We start from the raw sequence: 16,032 nt of genomic DNA on the forward strand, positions 1-16,032 counted from the left end.
CCGCCCGTCTCCGTCCCCCTCTCCTTCCTCTCCTCCGCCCCCACGGAGGAGAGGAGGGGCCGCTAAGCTGGCCCCATGTCTGATATTCCGCCCCGCGTCGCCCGCCCACGAGGTCGCCCGCCCAAAGACGCGCAACTCGCCCCGACCGACCAGGTCATGGCCGCCGCGATCGAGGCTTTCTCGGTGCATGGATACAACGGGGTGTCGCTGCGGACGGTAAATGACGAGCTGGGCGTGAGCCGTAATCTGCTCTACCAACGCTTCGGGTCGAAGGCGAATCTGTGGCGGGCGGCCGTCGACTGGGCTTTTCGCCCGCTGGTGGATTACCTGGTGGCGGCGGACGACGAATCGGCCGACCCCATGGTGCGGTTGAGGGTTCTGATCCGTAATTTCATCGAGTACTCGGCAACGCGCCCTCATCTGGCTCGCATTGTCACGTTGGAAGGCGCGGCCGCCACGGATCGCCTGGACTATCTCTACCACCATTACATCGAGCCCATAAGGTCGCGCTTCATCCCCGTTTTTGAACTCCTGAACGCTCAGGGCAGAATCAAGAACGTCCCCTACGAGACCTTCTATTTCCTCCTCACCTCGGGTGGATCCGCGCTCTACGGCCAGATGGCGCTCGCCTCGATGATGAACCCGGAGCTGACGTCGACGGAGGAGACGCGCGTGCGGCTCTACGCCGAGAACGTGGCCGAAGTGCTCCTCAACGGACTGTCGTTGCCCAGCTGACCGGACAACGGCCGAGCCTTCACGGCCGCCTCCGCATCACGCGCCGCGGCGGTGGCAAGTCCGAATGCCTTCCTCAGGATCGGTTCCAGCGGCTCGTCCAGGCCTTCCTCCGCCCACTGCTGGACGGCGGCCCATACGGTATTCAGGCAGACGGTCGCAGTGGTACGCGCCCGGAGGTCCCGGTCATCGCTCTCGGGCAGGTGCGCGCGCAGGAGTCCGGCGAGCCGGTCACTCCAGCGACCCGTCCACAGAGACCTGGCGTCGAAGTTGGGCGACCTGAACGAGCGCACCACGCGTGCCTTGTTGTCCTCGTCGGCGATGAACCGGTTGAGGATCTCGACCGAGCTCTCGGCCACGTCCCCGGCCGCGTCATGCCCCTCGCTCAACCGCCGGTCCACAGCTGCCAGATGCTCGTCGACGGCGTTGTGAAGATCCAGATAGACGACGTCGGCCTTGGTCCTGAAGTACCGGAGCCCGCGCAGCGACATCCTCGCGTGCACGATGCCGGGCTTCGCGACCAGCGACCACACCAATACCAGCGTCGGAGAGCTCACTGCCCGCCCGGCGCCGCGCGGCGGAGTCGGAGGGTGTTCCGGTATGCCTGGGGCGAGATCCCGATCGTCGCGTGCAGGTGCTGTCACAGCGACGCCGTCGTGGCGAAGCCGACTTCTGCCGCGATCCGGTCGACCGGGAGGTCGCGGCTCTCCACGAGGTGCCGGGCACGATGCACCCTCTGCTGAGTCAGCCGGCGGCCGGGGCCCGTGCCGGTCTCCTCCTGGAAGTGGCGGGCAAACGTGCGCGGGCCCATCCGGGCGTGCACGGCCAATTCCCGTAGCGCGAGCGGCCGATCGAGGCGCTCCAGGGCCCGGACGCGGGTCGCGCCGGTACCGCTGACGCCCTCCGTCGACATGGGCTGGACGATGTACTGGGCCTGGCCGCCCTCCCGCCAGGGCGGTACGACGCATGCCGAGCGACTCGGTTGGCGCGTTCAGGGCCGTTTCCTCTTCGGGCCGTTTCCTTGCCTTCAGACCGCTCGGCCATCGCCAGACGCCCTCTCGGCAGCCACCTGCCGCCCCGAACACCAGGTGCACTATCGACCGGGAGGCACCGTCGCCTGGACACGGCCACACTGTCCCGACCCCTGTACGGCCCCTGGGCCTTGACACCGCCCCTCAGGGCAGTCGCCAAGACGGCGAGCGACAACCTCGATCACCTACTCCGCCGCAGGTCAGAGGGTTTGGAACCCCCCAGAGCGTCACCAGACTCCAAACCCACGAGCAGCGGATTCAGTCCGTTCAGGCGAAGTTGACGCTCCGACACCCAAAAATGAACGTTTCCGCAGGTCAGAGACCTGCACAGGTGGGGCGGGTGGGACTCGAACCCACGGCCGACGGATTGTGAGTCCATTGGGGATCTTCCGAACCTGCCCCAATCGTGCCTCGATCGTCCCGTTTCCGCAGTTCAGAAGGCTGTAGGAGATCGAACCCTGCTGTGGCCTTCCTGATCCTTCCCGGTCCTTCTGTCCACTGCACGTCCACTGCACGCCCACTATGCGCCCATGCGGGACCGTCCCCAGATGCGAGACGCAGAGTCCCGGCATCGGATGCGCAGGTCACATCGCCTGGGAGCCGAGAGAAGTGAACCCGCGCGCAGCGGAGTTCCTTACCGATGGCAAAGGCCCCGCCCTCTTCGCCCGAGGGTGGAGCCGCGCGACCTCTTCGCTGGTCAGGCCGTCTATCCGCAGGACTACCCTCAGCTCCTGACGTCGCTGTACGTCCATCAGCGGGAGTTCGTCCTCAGGACCGGGACGGGGAGCCTGGCAGCCCGGTCCGTTGACCGAGCCGGGCGGATCAAGGAGAAGGGCGGGCGCGCTGAGACGGGTCCGGTGGCCGTGTGGTGGGTGCCGGCGGAATCATGGTCGACCTCCCGCGGTTGGCAATGGCGTGAGCGGGTTCTATCTCCCTTGGCTGGGCGTGCCGCTGGAGCACGGCCCCTGGGTCGCGGCGGCGGCGACGTTTGCTGTCACCCCGGGGGCGTTGTGGTTGCTGGCTCTGGTGCTGGAGCGGCGGCTGATGGGAGTGCGCAGCGGTTTCGTCGCGGTCCTGCTCGGCGATCCCCTGCTGACCGCGGCGGTCGCACTCGGGGTCGCTCGGATGCAGGGGAGGGCGCCGACCGGGCCGGCGGGTCCGTGGTTCGGGCTGGCGTCGCTCGGCGTGTGGCTCGGGTTCGGCCTTGTGCAGTGGCGTGCGGAGTTGCGGGCAGGGTTCTTCACCCGGGAGCAGGCCCTCGCCCCGACCAAGATCTGGCATCAGTTGGCCGTGTATCCGCTGTTGGGTTACTGGCTGTGGACGGCCGGGATCGGCGGACTGACGGCGCCGGGGTCCGGTCCCGCCGACTTCGCGACGCGGGTACTGATCGTCGTCTGTGTCGGATGCTGGGTGGTCAGCAACGGTTACGACCGTCTGCGTCCCAAGCTCGGGCACCCGCCCTACGACTGGCGGCGACTCCGCCCTCTTCAGCAGCCGTGGCCGGGTGCTTCCGTCACCTTGCGGGCATACCAGCAGGACGAGCGCGTCGGTTCCTGAGCTTGATGTGCAGGTCGTCCTGGCTCACCCGGGGTGTTCCGTGCTCGCGGAGCGGGCCGGTGTGCCAGTCGTGGGCGGCGCAGGTGTCGAGGATGCGGGGCAGGGCGGCGAGGGTGGTGCGCCAGGAGCCGGTCGCGGAGGTGCAGTCGGAGTCGTGGAGCAGGATGGTGCCGCCACCACGGAGATCGCGGGTGACGGTGTCGTGGACGGACCATGGGGTGGCCCGGCTGCGCCAGTCCTCGCCCCAGGCCGTCCACAGGACGGGGGTCAGCCCGAGCCGTCGGCAGGCGAGGTGGGCGCCAGTGGTCATCACCCCATAGGGCGGCCGGAAGAGCCGGGGCGGCCGGCCGGTGACCTGGGTGACGAGATCGCGGGTGCGGGCGAGGTCGTCGTACGTAGTGCGGGGGCGCCGCAGCAGGAGCGGGCGGTGGTGCCAGCCGTGGATGCCGATCTCGTGTCCGGCGGCTGCCATTTCCTGGGCCAGGCCAGGGGTTCGGACCAGCATGGAGCCGAGCAGGAAGAATGTGGCGCGGATTCCGCGGGCCTCCAGGGCGCGCAGGAAGTGCGGGGTGGAGAGGTGGTCGGGTCCGTCGTCGAAGGTCAGCGCGATGTGGTCGGGCCGGCCCTGTCCGGCGAGGCGGGGCATGGTGCGGTTGCGCAGCGGCCCGAGGGTGGAGATGACGGGTGCGCCGTGGAGGGCGGCGAGCGTGGGGAGCAGTGCCGCGCCCGCGGTGAGGGCGGTTCGTGTCAGTGAGCGGGGGCTCATCGGTCGTCTCCGTCGAAGTATCGGGCGACCGCGCTGAGGTGGGCGCCGGCCCCTCCGTAGGCGTAGGCGACCGGTGCGCCGATGCCCAGGGAGACGGTCATCGCCATGGCCGCGGTCATGACGGCGACGCGTCGCCGGGCCGGTCGGCGTATCCGCGTGCGGGCCACGGAGGCGGGTGGCCGGTGGGTGGCTGCGGCGGCTATGGCCTCGGCGGGGCCCGGCCGGCATTGGTGCAGGGCGAGGCCTGCCGCTCGCTGCGCCTGGCCGCGTGGGCCGTCGAGGAGTTCGGCGAGTATCGGGCCCAGTTGCCCGGCCTCTCGGATCCATACGGCCAGGCCGGCCTCTTCGAGGGCGGCGGCGTTGGTCTGGCCGTGGCCGGGGATGCAGCGGTAGCTGGCGACGGGAAGCCCGCAGGCGAGGGCTTCGAGCGAGGTGAGTCCGCCGGCGTTCTGGACGAGGACGTCGCAGGCGTGCATGAGGCCCGGCATGTCCTTTGTCCAGCCGTGGACGTGCTCGATGCCGTCGGCGCGCAGCTGGTCGGCGAGGGCCTCGTTGCGTCCGCAGACCACGACGGGCCTGGCCATGCCGCTGTCGCGGATCTCGGCGGCGGCCTGCCGGACCGGACCGACGCCCCACGACCCGGCGACCAGCAGTGCGAGGGGTGCGTCGGCGGGCAGGGCGAACTGCCTGCGGGCGGCGTGCCGTTGGGCCGGGGTGGCGGTGGTGAAGCGAGGGTCGGCGACGGGGCCGGTGACAACGACCCCGGCAGCGTTCTGGGCGTGGGCCTGGCCGGCGGGGACGGCGTGGGCGGCGAGGTGGGCGTCGATACCGGGGGCGACCCACAGGGCGTGGACCGAGAAGTCGGTGAGGTAGGTGAACGTCGGGGCGGCGAGTCGGCCGCGCAGCCGCAGGGCGCCGATGACCTGGCTGGCGCCGGGATAGGTCGAGACGACCGCCCGGGTATCGGGGGTGATCACGCGCAGAATCCGGCGCTCCGCGCTGCGGAACATGGCACGCACCGCAGGGCCGGGGCGCCCGGCGTGTTCGGTGGCGGCGTAGATCCGCTGGTAGCCGGCAGGGGCCAGGGTCAGCAGGCGGTGATAGCTGCCGCAAAGCAGGTTTCCCAGGCCGGCGGGGAGGAAGTCGAGGAAGTCGTGCTGGTCCACGGCGAATCCGAGCGCGGTGAGGCGGCGTGCGAGCTCGGTGGCGGCGCCGTCGTGCCCGGCGCCCACGCTCGCCGAGACGATGGCGATACGCGGGTGGCGAAGGCCGTGCCCGGTCGCGGCGGGCGGCGGATACGCGTGCTTGTCCGCCGGGTTGTCGCGGTAGGACACGGCCGATCAACTCCTGGGATGAGTGCACGGCGGCTGATGCTCCAGGGCCGCCCGCGATCTGCACGCCGAGCGCGTGAGGTGCCTCCGTCCCGCGATGATCTGCGGTGACCAGGCGGGGACTCGGGGCCGAGGCAGAAGCTACTACATCACGTAGAAGTTAGGGAATGCCCTTCCCGGAATTCCGGCACCCCAGGGGGCGGGCGGCGTGTCCGTCACCTGGCCGCGTAGGCGGTGACCAGCGCGAGAAGAGACAGCGCCAGCGCGAACACGTACCCCGCGATCCCCACCCGCCGGCGCACTTCGCGCACGCCGAGTGCCGCACCGACCAGCAGTGCGGCGGCGAGGGTCAGCACCGCGACGACCTGGACCGCGAACGCCATGCCCGAGGCGCCCGAGGTGAAGACGTGCGGACTCGACGAGGGCATCACTCGGACTCCGGCCGACGGGACGGGGGGTCGGCGCAACCTACTACATGACGTAGAAACCCAAGGCGCGAGGGCATCGCCGAGGGCGGCATCCAGCCGGACCGGGCCTCAAGGGGCGTCGCGCCGGTCACCCGCCACCGAGTGGCTGGAGTCACCGGCCTCCCGATGGGCGCGGCGCCGGCGCAGCTGCCAGGCCACCAGGGCGGCGATCACGACGGCGGCCAGCACGAGTGCGAGGGCCCGGCCGACGGTGTGCTCGACCCGGGTGTAGGCGGAGCCGGCGAAGTAGCCGAGCAGGGTGAAGCCGACGCCCCAGACGAGGCCGCCCAGGGCGTTGAAGAGCAGGAATGTGCGGTAGCGCATGCGTGAGGCACCGGCCAGGGCGGGCATCATCGCGCGGAAGAAGGCGATGAAGCGGCCGAGGAAGACCGCTGCGGGCCCCCGGCGGCGGATCAGCGCCTGGGCGTCGGCGATCCGGTCCTGGTGTCGGCGCAGCGGACGGGTGGCCAGGATCCGGGGCCCGAAGTGGTGGCCTACCTCGTATCCCACCGAGTCGCCGGCGATCGCCGCGAGCACCACGGCCAGGGCGAGCCAGTACACGGAGACGTGGTGCTGACTGGCCAGGACCCCGCCCAGCACCACGGCGGTCTCCCCGGGAAGGACGAAGCCGAAGAAGAGGGCGTCCTCGCAGAAGACCAGAGCTGCCACGACGGCGTAGACCACCGGGCCGGACAGTCCGGCCAGCCAGTCGGTGATCGCGTGCATGCCCCCACTCCCCTTCGCCGAACGCGCGGCGCGCGCTCCGGAGGATAATTCTACAACGTGTAGTAGATTGACTGGGTGGTCGCCGGGAGTTCACCCGTACGTCATGAACTGGCCTCGCGTCACTGTCGGCGCGAGACGCGGCGGCCGCCAGAGCCCCGCCGCATCTCGCGTAAGGACCACCCCATGCCCCAGGTGCGCCACTGGCTGCGCAACGCGCTCATCGTCTTCGCGCCGGCGATCGCCCTCGGGCTGATCGCCGCACACACGAGTCTGCTACAGCCCGACGAACTGCGCCTGGACCGCGCCCTGCAGAACGACACCCGCACCGGCTGGCTGAACACGGTCATGCTGGGGGTCAGCGACATCGTCTCCCCGGTCGGCGGGCTGGTCATCCTGGCGCTGTGGTGTGGCTGGCTGCTCCTGCGCCGTCACCGCCCGGTCGACGCGGCCTCCACCTTCCTGGTGGTCGCCGTCGGCTGGAACAGTGCGGAGATCGCCAAGGTGATCGTCGCCCGCCATCGGCCCCCGGCGGTCTACTCCCTGGACCCGGAGACCGGCTCCAACAGCTTCCCCAGCGGGCACGTCGCCTTCACCGTCTCCGCCGTGATCGCCGCGTACTTCCTGGCCCGCGGCACCCGCTGGCAGCGGCCGACGGCTCTCGGCGGCGCCGCCGCTGTCGCGCTCATCGCGTTCTCCCGGCTGTACATCGGCGCGCACTATCCCATTGACGTCCTGGGCTCCGTACTGGTCAGCAGCTCCGCGATCATCTGCCTGACCGGCATCTGGCACGCCTGGCTGCTGCCGCGACTGCACCTGATCCCGTTCCTCGACCGTTTCGGCCCCCTCGGGCCGCCGGCCGCCGTGGACCCCGGCACGGATGGCGAGGTTCACACCGCGGCGACGCAGGACGCACCGGAGCCGCTCCCCGGGCGTCCGGCTGATGGCAAGACGAGGCAGCAACTCACGCCGTAACGCACCTGAATGTAACGCCGGATACAATCTCCAGTGTGACAAGTGGGGAAGGGCGCGTGCGGTGGGTGGTACTGCTGGTCAGGCTGCCCTCGGGCCCGTCCCGGCACCGCGTGGCGGTGTGGCGCGAGCTGAGCCGGGTCGGTGCCCTGTCCCTGGGCCAGGGCGTCTGGGCGGTGCCCGACGTCCCGGTGTTCGCCGAGGGGCTGGAGCGCGCGCTGCGGTTGACCGAGCGTGCCGCGGGCGAAGCGATTGTCCTGGAGGCCACCGGCCGCAGCGAGGACGACCACGCCCGCTTCGAGGCGATGTTCACCGCCGTCCGGCAGGAGGACTGGTCCGAGTTCCTGGCCGACTGCGACAAGTACGACGCCGAGCTGGCCAAGGAGATCCGCAACCAGAAGTTCACCCTCGCCGAGCTCGAAGAGGAAGAACAGAGCCTGGAACGGCTGCGCCGCTGGCACCGCGACCTCAAGGCCCGCGACGTGTTCGGGGCGCCCGAGTCCGGCCGGGCCGGGCAGCGGCTGAAGGAGTGTGCCGATGCCTACGAGGACTACGCCGAGCAGGTCTTCCGGGCGCTGCACCAGCCCTGACCGGGCCCGGGAGCGGAGGAGACCGCAGCCATGACATCGCAGACCCCCGAAGCCACCGTCGCCAGGTGGCGCACGTGGCCGCTGTACGCGGCCGGCTTCACCACCGCCTTCGGCGCGCACGGCATAGCCGCCGGCCTCGGCCGGTACACCGAAGGGCATGTCGACTCCCTCTTGATGCTGGGAGGCCTGCTGGCCCTGTACGACGGGGCGGAGGTGCTGCTCAAGCCGGTGTTCGGGACACTGGCGGACCGGATCGGTGCCCGCCCGGTGCTGCTCGGCGGGCTGCTCGGCTTCGCCGCCGCCTCCGTCTGCTTCGTCGTGGCCGACAACACCGGTCTGCTGTGGGCGGCCCGGCTCGGCCAGGGGGCGGCGGCCTCCGCGTTCTCCCCGGCCGCGTCCGCGCTGGTCGCCCGGCTGCATCCGCAGGGCAAGCGGGGCCGGGCGTTCGGTTCGTACGGCTTCTTCAAGAGCATGGGCTATACGGCGGGCCCACTGCTGGGCGGCGCCGTGATCGCGCTGGGCGGGCTGCGGCTGCTGTTCACCGTCATGGCGGTGCTGGCTCTGGCCGTGGCGGTGTGGGCCTTCGCGGTGGTCCCGGCCGTACCGCCGCTGCCCCGGGCCCGGCAGACCGTGCTCGACCTCGCCCGCCGCCTGGGCGAGGGCAGCTTCCTGCGGCCGACCGCCGCGCTGGCCGCCGCCACTGCCGCGCTGTCGGTCGGGGTCGGTTTCCTGCCCGTCTCCGGCGCTGCGGCCGGTCTGGGCCCGGTCGCCACCGGCGCGGCCGTCTCCGTACTGGCCGCCTGCGCCGCTCTCGTTCAGCCCCGGGCGGGCCGCGCCCTGGACGCCGGACGGATCACCGCCGCCACCGGCATCACCGCCGGGCTCACCCTGACCGCCGCGGGGCTGGCCGCGGCGATGCTGCCAGGCATCGCCGGGGTGCTGCTGGCCGCTGTGGGCATCGGTGCCGGAACGGGCGTGATCACCCCGGTCGCCTTCACCGCCCTGGCCGCGGCCACCCCGCAGGAGCGGATGGGCCAGACCATGGGCGCCGCGGAACTCGGCCGCGAACTCGGCGATGCGGGCGGTCCGTTGCTGGTCGCCGCCGTGGCCGCGGCATCGACCCTCACGGCCGGATACGCGGCCCTCGCGCTGCTTCTTGCCGCCGCCCCGGTCCTGACACTGGCCCGCCCGCGGACCGGTCGGCGCATCGACGTCCCCGCCGCTCGCGACTAGGGCCGGTCCCTCCGGCGGGTCTCAGCGCGGCTGCTGGTGGGTGGCGGCGCTGGTGTGCATGGCGTGCTCGAAGAGCCGCTCGGTGTCGTGGGCGGCCTCGGCCAGGCTCACGAAGCAGACCAGCGCCAACGCGGCACAAGCCAGCACCGGGCTCCGCCGGACGGGCGCGGGCGGGGCCAGCAGGGCTTGCACGCGCCGTGGGACCGGGCCGCCGGTGGCCGCAAGAGCCCGCTGTGGTGCCCTTTTCGTGGCCAGGGCCGCGCGGGCGACGGCCTGGGCCACCAGCGTACGGTCCGCGACCTCAGCGGCTGCTTCCTCGTCCGCCCACCGTTCCACCGTGAAGGCCCCCTCCCGAGCGAGTGGGCGCAGCAGCGGATGGACGGCCGCCGCCAGTTGGAGCACGAGCAGGAACAGATGGTGGCGATGACGCAGATGCGCTCGTTCGTGCGCGAGCAGGGCGCGCCGTTCATCGCCGGACAGAGCCCGCAGCATGCCGGAGGAGACCACGATCCTGCCCGGCATCCCGGGCAGGGCGAACGCGGTCGGCACCGGATCGTCGACCACGGCCAGATCCCCGGCAACCACAAGCTCCCGGCATTCGCGCCAGCTGTCGACCAGTACGCGCACCCGCCGCCAGGACACCACCGTCAGCCCCGCCACGGACGCCAGCAGCACCAGAGCGCAGACCAGCGCCACCGAGCGGTGCACCGGATCGTTCGCGGCCAGCACTCCGGCCGACCACGGCCCTTGGGAGGCCACCAGCGGGATCTGGCCCACGAGGGTGAAGGCCAGCAGTGCCAGCGCCGTTGCCCAGGTACCCGCCGCCACCACCGCGGTGCAGGTCAGCAGCCACGTGGCGGCCCGGGGCGGCAGTCTGCGGACGGCCCACGGTGCTGCCACGCCGAACAGCGTGCTCAGCAGCAGCGGCACGTACACGTCGATCCGCACGCGTCAATCCTCCTGGTGTCCGTGCAGGAACTGGTCCAGCACCCGCTCGTCCTCCGCCCCCAGCTCGGAGACGAACCGGGCGAGCACCGCGGCCCGGTCACTGCCCTTTTCCAGCAGCGCCCGCATCCCGGCCGCCGTGTGCGCCGCCTCATCCTGCACCGGAGAGTAGAGGTAGGCGCGCCCCGCCCGCTCGCGGGTCACCTGGCCCTTGCCGTGCAGGCGGGTAAGGATCGTCAGCACCGTGGTAATAGCGGGATCTCCGTGCAACAGCTCACGTACCGCCCCCGCCGCCAACGGCTCGCCGGCAGACCACAGGGCCGAGAGCACCTCGCCCTCCAGCTCTCCGGGCGCCCGTCGGCCCGCCGGTCCCTGATCGCTCACTCCGGTCGCTCCTTCCGCACACGGATGGGCCTGGACATCCAAACTACTACGAGATGTAGAGGTTGGATCCGGCGCTATGGCAAGTATGAAGTCCAGCTGATGTCCGCCAGGCGGCGGGCCATGCAGCCCGTCCGCCAGGCGGCGGGCCATGCAGCCCGTCCGCCAGGCGGCGGGCCGTGCAGCCGCGGGCGCGCGGTTCGGCATCCGGCCGTGCGGCAGCGGCAGGGCGGGTCGGTCAGGTGCTACGCGCTGAGGACGTTCGCGGCCAGCAGGCCGAAGAGCACCAGCCCGATGATGATCCGGTAGACCACGAACGCGTTGAAAGAGTGCTTGGCGACGAACTTCAGCAGCCAGGCGATCGACGCGTACGCGACCACGAACGACACCAGCGTTCCCACAGCCAGCGGGGCGGCGCCCGCGCCGGTGCCGAGGGCGTCCTTGAGTTCGTACAGTCCGGCGCCGGTCAGGGCGGGGATGCCGAGGAAGAAGGAGAGCCGGGTGGCGGCGACCCGGTCCAGGTCGCGAATGAGGGCGGTTGAGATGGTGGCGCCGGAGCGCGAGAAGCCGGGGAAGAGCAGGGCGAGGATCTGGGAACAGCCGACGATCATCGCGTCCTTGACCGTGACGTCGTCCTCGCCGCGTTTGTGGCGTCCCATCTGGTCGGCCACCCACATGTAGCCGCTGCCGACGATCAGGCTGCCGGCCACCACCCACAGGGAGGCCAGCGAGCCTTCGATAAGGGGTTTGGCCGCCAGGCCGACGATCACGATCGGGATGGTGGCGTAGAGGACCCACCAGGCGAACTTGTAGTCGTGGCTCTGGCGGGCCTCGCGGTGGGTGATGCCGCGCACCCAGGCGCCGGCGAAGCGCACGATGTCCTTGAAGAAGTAGAGGAGGACGGCGGCGATGGCCCCGACCTGGATGACGGCAGTGAAGCCGACGACGGCGGTGTCGTCGACCGGGATGTGCATCAGCCCCTCGGTGATCTTGAGGTGGCCGGTGGAGGAGACCGGAAGGAACTCGGTCAGTCCCTCCACGACACCGAGTACAGCGGCCTGTCCGACACTGATCGCACTCATTGGTCCTGTCCCTGCACTATTCGAAGAGTCACTGGAGCGGTGACGCCGTACCGACGGGAGTTGCGGGGGTGCCCGGTCACGCGAAGGGCCCCGGGGGCTGCGGAGAGGCTGTGGCGCTACGGCGGTGGCGGCGCAGCTCCAGGACGACGGGAATGAGCGAGACGATGACCATCAGCGCGACGGCGGGCAGCAGGTACTTGTCGACGCTCGGGACGGTGGAGCCCAGCAGGTAGCCGGCCAAGGTGACCCCGAGCGACCACAGCAGCCCGCCGGCGACCTGCCAGACGGTGAAGGTACGCGCCGGGACGCCGAGAGCCCCGGCGAGCGGGTTGAGGACGGTGCGCACCACGGGCACGAAACGGGCCAGCACGATGGCCTTGCCGTGGCCGTAGCGGGCCAGCAGCTCCTCCGCCCGCGCGGCGCCGCGCCGCAGATTGATGTTGCGGCTGCGTTCCAGCAGTGGGCGTCCGGCCCTTCGGCCGATGAGGTATCCGGTCTGCGCGCCGAGCAGCGCCCCGGCCGCGGCGGCCGCCAGTACCGCGGGCAGGGAGAGGTGCACGCCCGCGGTCGTGGTGGTGCACAGCAGGCCGGCGGTGAACAGGAGGGAGTCGCCGGGCAGGAAGAAGCCGATCAGCAGCCCGGTTTCGGCGAAGAGCACCGCGAACACGCCGAGCGCGCCGAGGCTGGTGAGCAGGGACGTGGTGTCGAGCGGGTTCAGGGCCAGCGCCGCGGTGTGCGGTAGGGCGGCCCACAGGTGGGAGGGCATGGGGTCCTTGTGTGCCGAAGTGGCCGGTCCCGGCCCCGCTGCCGTGAGCGGGCGGCCGGAGAGAGACGTGCCGAGAGCAGAGGCGACTTCTACATCGCGTAGAAGTTCGCTGTGACTGTAGAGGACCGGCCAACAGCGCGCCAAGCCCGCGCAGGTGAACTTCTTGCCTCCGCCCCGTGGGCGGGTCGGCAAGTTCCCGGGTGAACGGCGGTCAGCAGGGGATCTCGATGGTCACGACGGTGCCGCGCTCGGTGTTCTCGGCCCGCGCCATGCCGTCGTGGGCCGCCGCGACGGCGGCGACGAAGGCCAGGCCGAGCCCGGATCCCGGGGTCGTCCGGCTGGCTTCCGCCCGGCTGAAGCGTACGAAGGCCTGCGGCAGGAAGCCCGTCCCGTCGTCGGCTACGGCGAGACGGAGCCGCCCGTCACGGACGGCGGCGGTGAGGTGGATGGCGCCGGCGCCGTGACGCAGGGCGTTGCCGAGGAGGTTGCCGAGGGCGGGCCTGATCCAGCGGGCGTCCACGGAAACGGTGGCGGGGGTGATGTCGGCGCTCAGGGTGCGGTGGTCGCGCTCGGCAGCGTCCCGGTGGCGGTCCACGGTGGCGTGCACCAGGTCGGCCAGGTCCACCGGGGTGCGGGTGATGTGCTGCGTACTGCCGAACTCCTCCAGGTCCAGGAGGGCGTTGGACAGGTCGACCAGTCGCTGCACTTCGGCGTCGACCGCGCGGAGGGTGTCGGTGAGTTCGGCCGCGGTGCGGGGGCGGTGCAGGGCGACGTCGAGTTCGGCGCGCAGCAGGGCGAGCGGGGTACGCAGTTCGTGGCTGGCGTCGGCGATGAAGCAATGCTCGTCCACTGCACGTCCACTCGATCTTCAACTCAGGCCCGACAGAGACCGCAGAGCCGGCCAACAGCAACCTTGGCTGCTCGCATCACCGCAGGTCAGAGGGGCCCAAGCAAGATGGGATGCATCACGCCCCAAACTCACGAGCAGCGGATTCAGTCCGTTGAGCGGAAGTTGACGATCCAACACTTCACGAGGAACGTTTCCGCAGGTTAAAACCGGCGCATGGTGGGGCGGGTGGGACTCGAACCCACGGCCGACGGATTATGAGTCCGCTGCTCTAACCGGCTGAGCTACCGCCCCATTACGGCGCGTCGCGCACATTTGTACGCGCCGTCTGCCGCAGCATAGCCGCTCATACGATCTCCTGCTTCGGATGGTCGACTTCGCACGACCATGAGGACTGCGGCCTGCCACGAGCGGTTCCGGGGGGCATGAAAAAGGACCCCAACGGGGTCCTCTTCACTGCGTTCTCACTGTGCTCTCCCGACTGGACTCGAACCAGTAACCTGCCGGTTAACAGCCGGCTGCTCTGCCAATTGAGCTACGGAAGACCGAAGCTCCCCCGACTGGACTCGAACCAGTAACCTGCCGGTTAACAGCCGGCTGCTCTGCCAATTGAGCTACAGGGGAATGCCTCGTTGCATCGAACGTACCTCCCTGGGTATTCGCCAGGGGGCGTGTGCTCGCTGCGACACATACATTAGCGCAAGCAGGGGGGTGCTCCGCCAATCGGTTCCCCCGGCACCGATGCCGCGCCGGAGACCTACGCAAGGGAAGGGTGGCCGTCATGCGCTACAAGCTCACGTTCGTCGTAGGACTGGCTCTGGGTTACGTGCTGGGCACGCGGGCCGGACGCGAGCGCTACGAGCAGTTGAAGAAGTCGGCACGTCAGGTCGCGCAGAATCCGGCCGTCCGCAACACCGCCGAGACGGCGGCGCAGCAGGGCCGCCAGTACGCGGGCAAGGCGTACCACGCGGTCAGTGACAAGGTCGGCGACCGGGTCCCCGACTCCGTCGCCCAGCGCGTACGGTCCCTGCGTGAGCGCAACGCGAACGGCACGGGCGAGGACGACTGGGGCACCAGCAACACATAGGGAGTCCCGACCCGGCGCCGTCACCTCCCGCCGTACGGCAGAATTTCCGCCATGGGGATAGTCGCCGGGTTGGACAGTTCGCCCGATTTCACTCGTATCGTCGTCTGCGACACGGACACGGGGTCCGTGCTCAGGCAGGGATATGCGCCGCATCCGGTCGAAACCGAGACCGAGGGCGGCGGGCGGCCCTCCGATGTCGATCCACAGGCCTGGCTGCTGTCGCTGGGCGAGGCGGCCGGCGGGGGGCTGCTCGAAGGCGTGCAGGCCATTGGGGTGTCCGCGCAGCAGAACGCGCTCGTGCCGTTGGACTCGCAGGGCAACACCGTGCGGCCCGCGATGGTCGGCGGTGACAAGCGGGCGCAGGTCGCGGCGGCCGATCTGATCGACGCCCTCGGCGGGCGCGAGGCGTGGGCGCAGGCGGTGGGTTCCGTACCGCAGGCCGCGCAGCCCGTCACCAAGCTCCGCTGGCTGAACAAGACCGAGCCCGACAACGCGCGGCGTACGACTGTGTTGTTGCAGGCTCATGACTGGCTCGTGTGGCAGCTTCTTGGGCGGCCGGTCAGGAGAACCACCGATCGGGGCGGTGCCTCCGGGACCGGGTACTGGTCCGCCGCCAGTGGTGGTTACCGGCCCGATCTCATCGAGCTGGCCCTCGGTCACCAGGCCATGCTGCCCGAGGTGATCGGTCCCTCCGACGCGGCCGGTACGACTCCGGAAGGGCTGCTGATCTCCGCCGGTACCGGAGAGACCATGGCCGCGGCCTTCGGGCTCGGGATCGGGTTCGGGGACGCGGTCGTGTCGCTCGGCGCCTCCGGCTCCGTGATGGCCGTGCACCACGAGGCGCTCGTCGATCAGAGCGGGATGATCACCTCGCTGGCCGACGCGACCGGGATGCATCTGCCGGTCGTCACCACACTCAATGCCGTACGGACCCTGCGCGGCGCCGCCGAGCTGCTCGGGCTGCCCGATCTGGAGAGTCTGTCCGAGCTGGCGATGAAGTCGACGCCGGGGGCGCACGGGCTCGTGTTCCTGCCGTATCTGGAAGGTGAGCGGACGCCGAATCTGCCGCACACCGCCGGGACGCTGGCCGGGCTGCGGCGGGAGTCGATGAAGGCGGAGCATCTGGCGCGGGCCGCGTTCGAGGGCATGCTGTGCGGGCTCGCGGACGCGCTGGACGTGCTGCGCGGGCGGGGTGTGGCCGTGCGGCGGCTCTTCCTGCTCGGGTCGGCCGCCGAGCTGCCCGCCGTGCAGGCCGCGGCGCCCGCGCTCTTCGGGACCCAGATCGTCGTACCGCAGCCCGCCGACTACGCCGCGATCGGCGCCGCCCGGCAGGCCGCCTGGGCGCTCGGTGTCTCCCAGGGCACCCTCGACCCGCGCAACCCCCCGCCCTGGCAGGGACCGGTCGCCCAGGTCTTCGAGCCGGGCGACGAACTGGCCGTGGGGCAGGCTGTGCGTCAGCAGTTCGTGTCCGTGCGGGAACAGACCCATCCGGGCGCGTTCCGCTCGTAAGGGTTCATAAGGG

The 16,032-nt window shown here is 70.8% G+C and carries 17 protein-coding genes, 4 tRNA genes and 1 pseudogene; 7 read left to right on the forward strand and 15 right to left on the reverse strand.

Annotated elements, in window-relative coordinates:
* Nucleotides 1–75: 75 nt before the first annotated feature.
* Entirely contained in the window at nt 76–735 is a 660-nt protein-coding gene (locus ACFWP5_RS01455; RefSeq protein ID WP_384148741.1) for a TetR/AcrR family transcriptional regulator, read from the forward strand.
* Here ACFWP5_RS01455 and ACFWP5_RS01460 read toward each other — a convergent pair.
* The 3 genes and pseudogenes from ACFWP5_RS01460 to ACFWP5_RS01470 form a co-directional block, all read right to left on the reverse strand.
* The gene (locus ACFWP5_RS01460; protein WP_384148743.1) at nt 681–1,289 is read right to left on the reverse strand and encodes a hypothetical protein; all 609 of its coding nucleotides are present in this window, start codon (nt 1,287–1,289) and stop codon (nt 681–683) included. The genes ACFWP5_RS01455 and ACFWP5_RS01460 overlap by 55 nt on opposite strands.
* Nucleotides 1,286–1,743, reverse strand: a pseudogene (locus ACFWP5_RS01465) (helix-turn-helix domain-containing protein); the annotation flags it as partial. The gene ACFWP5_RS01460 and the pseudogene ACFWP5_RS01465, both read right to left, overlap by 4 nt.
* Nucleotides 1,744–2,095: 352 nt before the next feature.
* Nucleotides 2,096–2,165: transfer RNA gene (locus tag ACFWP5_RS01470), tRNA-Val, on the reverse strand.
* 513 nt (nt 2,166–2,678) lie between these two features.
* Here ACFWP5_RS01470 and ACFWP5_RS01475 point away from each other — a divergent pair.
* Nucleotides 2,679–3,320: a hypothetical protein gene (locus ACFWP5_RS01475; RefSeq protein WP_384148745.1), complete on the forward strand. Its 642-nt coding sequence runs from the start codon at nt 2,679–2,681 to the stop codon at nt 3,318–3,320.
* Here ACFWP5_RS01475 and ACFWP5_RS01480 read toward each other — a convergent pair.
* The 4 genes from ACFWP5_RS01480 to ACFWP5_RS01495 all read right to left on the reverse strand — a co-directional run bounded on the left by ACFWP5_RS01480 (nt 3,277) and on the right by ACFWP5_RS01495 (nt 6,610).
* Entirely contained in the window at nt 3,277–4,086 is an 810-nt protein-coding gene (locus ACFWP5_RS01480) for a polysaccharide deacetylase family protein (protein WP_384148747.1), read from the reverse strand. The two genes, ACFWP5_RS01475 and ACFWP5_RS01480, sit on opposite strands and share 44 nt — an antisense overlap.
* The gene (locus tag ACFWP5_RS01485) at nt 4,083–5,420 is read right to left on the reverse strand and encodes a glycosyltransferase (protein WP_384148749.1); all 1,338 of its coding nucleotides are present in this window, start codon (nt 5,418–5,420) and stop codon (nt 4,083–4,085) included. The genes ACFWP5_RS01480 and ACFWP5_RS01485 overlap by 4 nt, the downstream gene beginning before the upstream one ends.
* Nucleotides 5,421–5,632: 212 nt before the next feature.
* Entirely contained in the window at nt 5,633–5,845 is a 213-nt protein-coding gene (locus ACFWP5_RS01490; protein WP_384148751.1) for a hypothetical protein, read from the reverse strand.
* 108 nt (nt 5,846–5,953) lie between these two features.
* The gene (locus tag ACFWP5_RS01495) at nt 5,954–6,610 is read right to left on the reverse strand and encodes a DedA family protein (RefSeq protein ID WP_384148753.1); all 657 of its coding nucleotides are present in this window, start codon (nt 6,608–6,610) and stop codon (nt 5,954–5,956) included.
* 183 nt (nt 6,611–6,793) lie between these two features.
* Here ACFWP5_RS01495 and ACFWP5_RS01500 point away from each other — a divergent pair, with 183 nt between their 5' ends.
* From ACFWP5_RS01500 to ACFWP5_RS01510, 3 genes are read left to right on the forward strand one after another with little or no spacing between them, the layout of a single operon-like run.
* Entirely contained in the window at nt 6,794–7,582 is a 789-nt protein-coding gene (locus tag ACFWP5_RS01500; protein ID WP_384148755.1) for a phosphatase PAP2 family protein, read from the forward strand.
* Between the two features lie 35 nt (nt 7,583–7,617).
* On the forward strand, nt 7,618–8,169 hold the full coding sequence (locus ACFWP5_RS01505; protein ID WP_384148757.1) for a Chromate resistance protein ChrB: 552 nt from the start codon (nt 7,618–7,620) through the stop codon (nt 8,167–8,169).
* Nucleotides 8,170–8,199: 30 nt separating this feature from the next.
* Nucleotides 8,200–9,402: an MFS transporter gene (locus ACFWP5_RS01510; RefSeq protein ID WP_384148759.1), complete on the forward strand. Its 1,203-nt coding sequence runs from the start codon at nt 8,200–8,202 to the stop codon at nt 9,400–9,402.
* Nucleotides 9,403–9,423: 21 nt separating this feature from the next.
* On the opposite strand, the gene ACFWP5_RS01515 is transcribed toward ACFWP5_RS01510, so the two are convergent.
* The 8 genes from ACFWP5_RS01515 to ACFWP5_RS01550 all read right to left on the reverse strand — a co-directional run bounded on the left by ACFWP5_RS01515 (nt 9,424) and on the right by ACFWP5_RS01550 (nt 14,047).
* Nucleotides 9,424–10,350, reverse strand: coding sequence for a M56 family metallopeptidase (locus ACFWP5_RS01515; protein WP_384148761.1), 927 nt, complete (start codon nt 10,348–10,350; stop codon nt 9,424–9,426).
* A 3-nt stretch (nt 10,351–10,353) separates the two neighbouring features.
* Nucleotides 10,354–10,731 carry a BlaI/MecI/CopY family transcriptional regulator gene (locus ACFWP5_RS01520; RefSeq protein WP_384148763.1) on the reverse strand — a complete coding sequence of 126 codons (378 nt, stop codon included), beginning with the start codon at nt 10,729–10,731 and terminating at the stop codon, nt 10,354–10,356.
* Between the two features lie 242 nt (nt 10,732–10,973).
* Complete coding sequence (locus tag ACFWP5_RS01525) at nt 10,974–11,810, reverse strand: undecaprenyl-diphosphate phosphatase (protein ID WP_384148765.1); 837 nt, start codon at nt 11,808–11,810, stop codon at nt 10,974–10,976.
* 76 nt (nt 11,811–11,886) lie between these two features.
* A complete protein-coding gene (locus ACFWP5_RS01530; RefSeq protein ID WP_384148767.1) occupies nt 11,887–12,576 on the reverse strand; it encodes a DedA family protein in 690 nt (229 codons plus the stop codon).
* 211 nt (nt 12,577–12,787) lie between these two features.
* The gene (locus ACFWP5_RS01535) at nt 12,788–13,426 is read right to left on the reverse strand and encodes a sensor histidine kinase (protein WP_384148769.1); all 639 of its coding nucleotides are present in this window, start codon (nt 13,424–13,426) and stop codon (nt 12,788–12,790) included.
* A gap of 214 nt (nt 13,427–13,640) precedes the next feature.
* Nucleotides 13,641–13,717 (reverse strand) — tRNA-Ile (locus ACFWP5_RS01540).
* Between the two features lie 178 nt (nt 13,718–13,895).
* Nucleotides 13,896–13,968: transfer RNA gene (locus ACFWP5_RS01545), tRNA-Asn, on the reverse strand.
* A gap of 6 nt (nt 13,969–13,974) precedes the next feature.
* Nucleotides 13,975–14,047 (reverse strand) — tRNA-Asn (locus ACFWP5_RS01550).
* Nucleotides 14,048–14,204: 157 nt separating this feature from the next.
* On the opposite strand from ACFWP5_RS01550, the gene ACFWP5_RS01555 reads away from it, so the two are divergent.
* Both ACFWP5_RS01555 and ACFWP5_RS01560 read left to right on the forward strand, forming a co-directional pair.
* On the forward strand, nt 14,205–14,510 hold the full coding sequence (locus ACFWP5_RS01555; protein WP_020684218.1) for a hypothetical protein: 306 nt from the start codon (nt 14,205–14,207) through the stop codon (nt 14,508–14,510).
* Nucleotides 14,511–14,561: 51 nt separating this feature from the next.
* Nucleotides 14,562–16,019, forward strand: coding sequence for an FGGY-family carbohydrate kinase (locus ACFWP5_RS01560; protein ID WP_384148771.1), 1,458 nt, complete (start codon nt 14,562–14,564; stop codon nt 16,017–16,019).
* Nucleotides 16,020–16,032 lie beyond the last annotated feature (13 nt).

The organism is Streptomyces sp. NPDC058469 (assembly GCF_042721125.1).
Classification (GTDB): Bacteria; Actinomycetota; Actinomycetes; order Streptomycetales; family Streptomycetaceae; genus Streptomyces.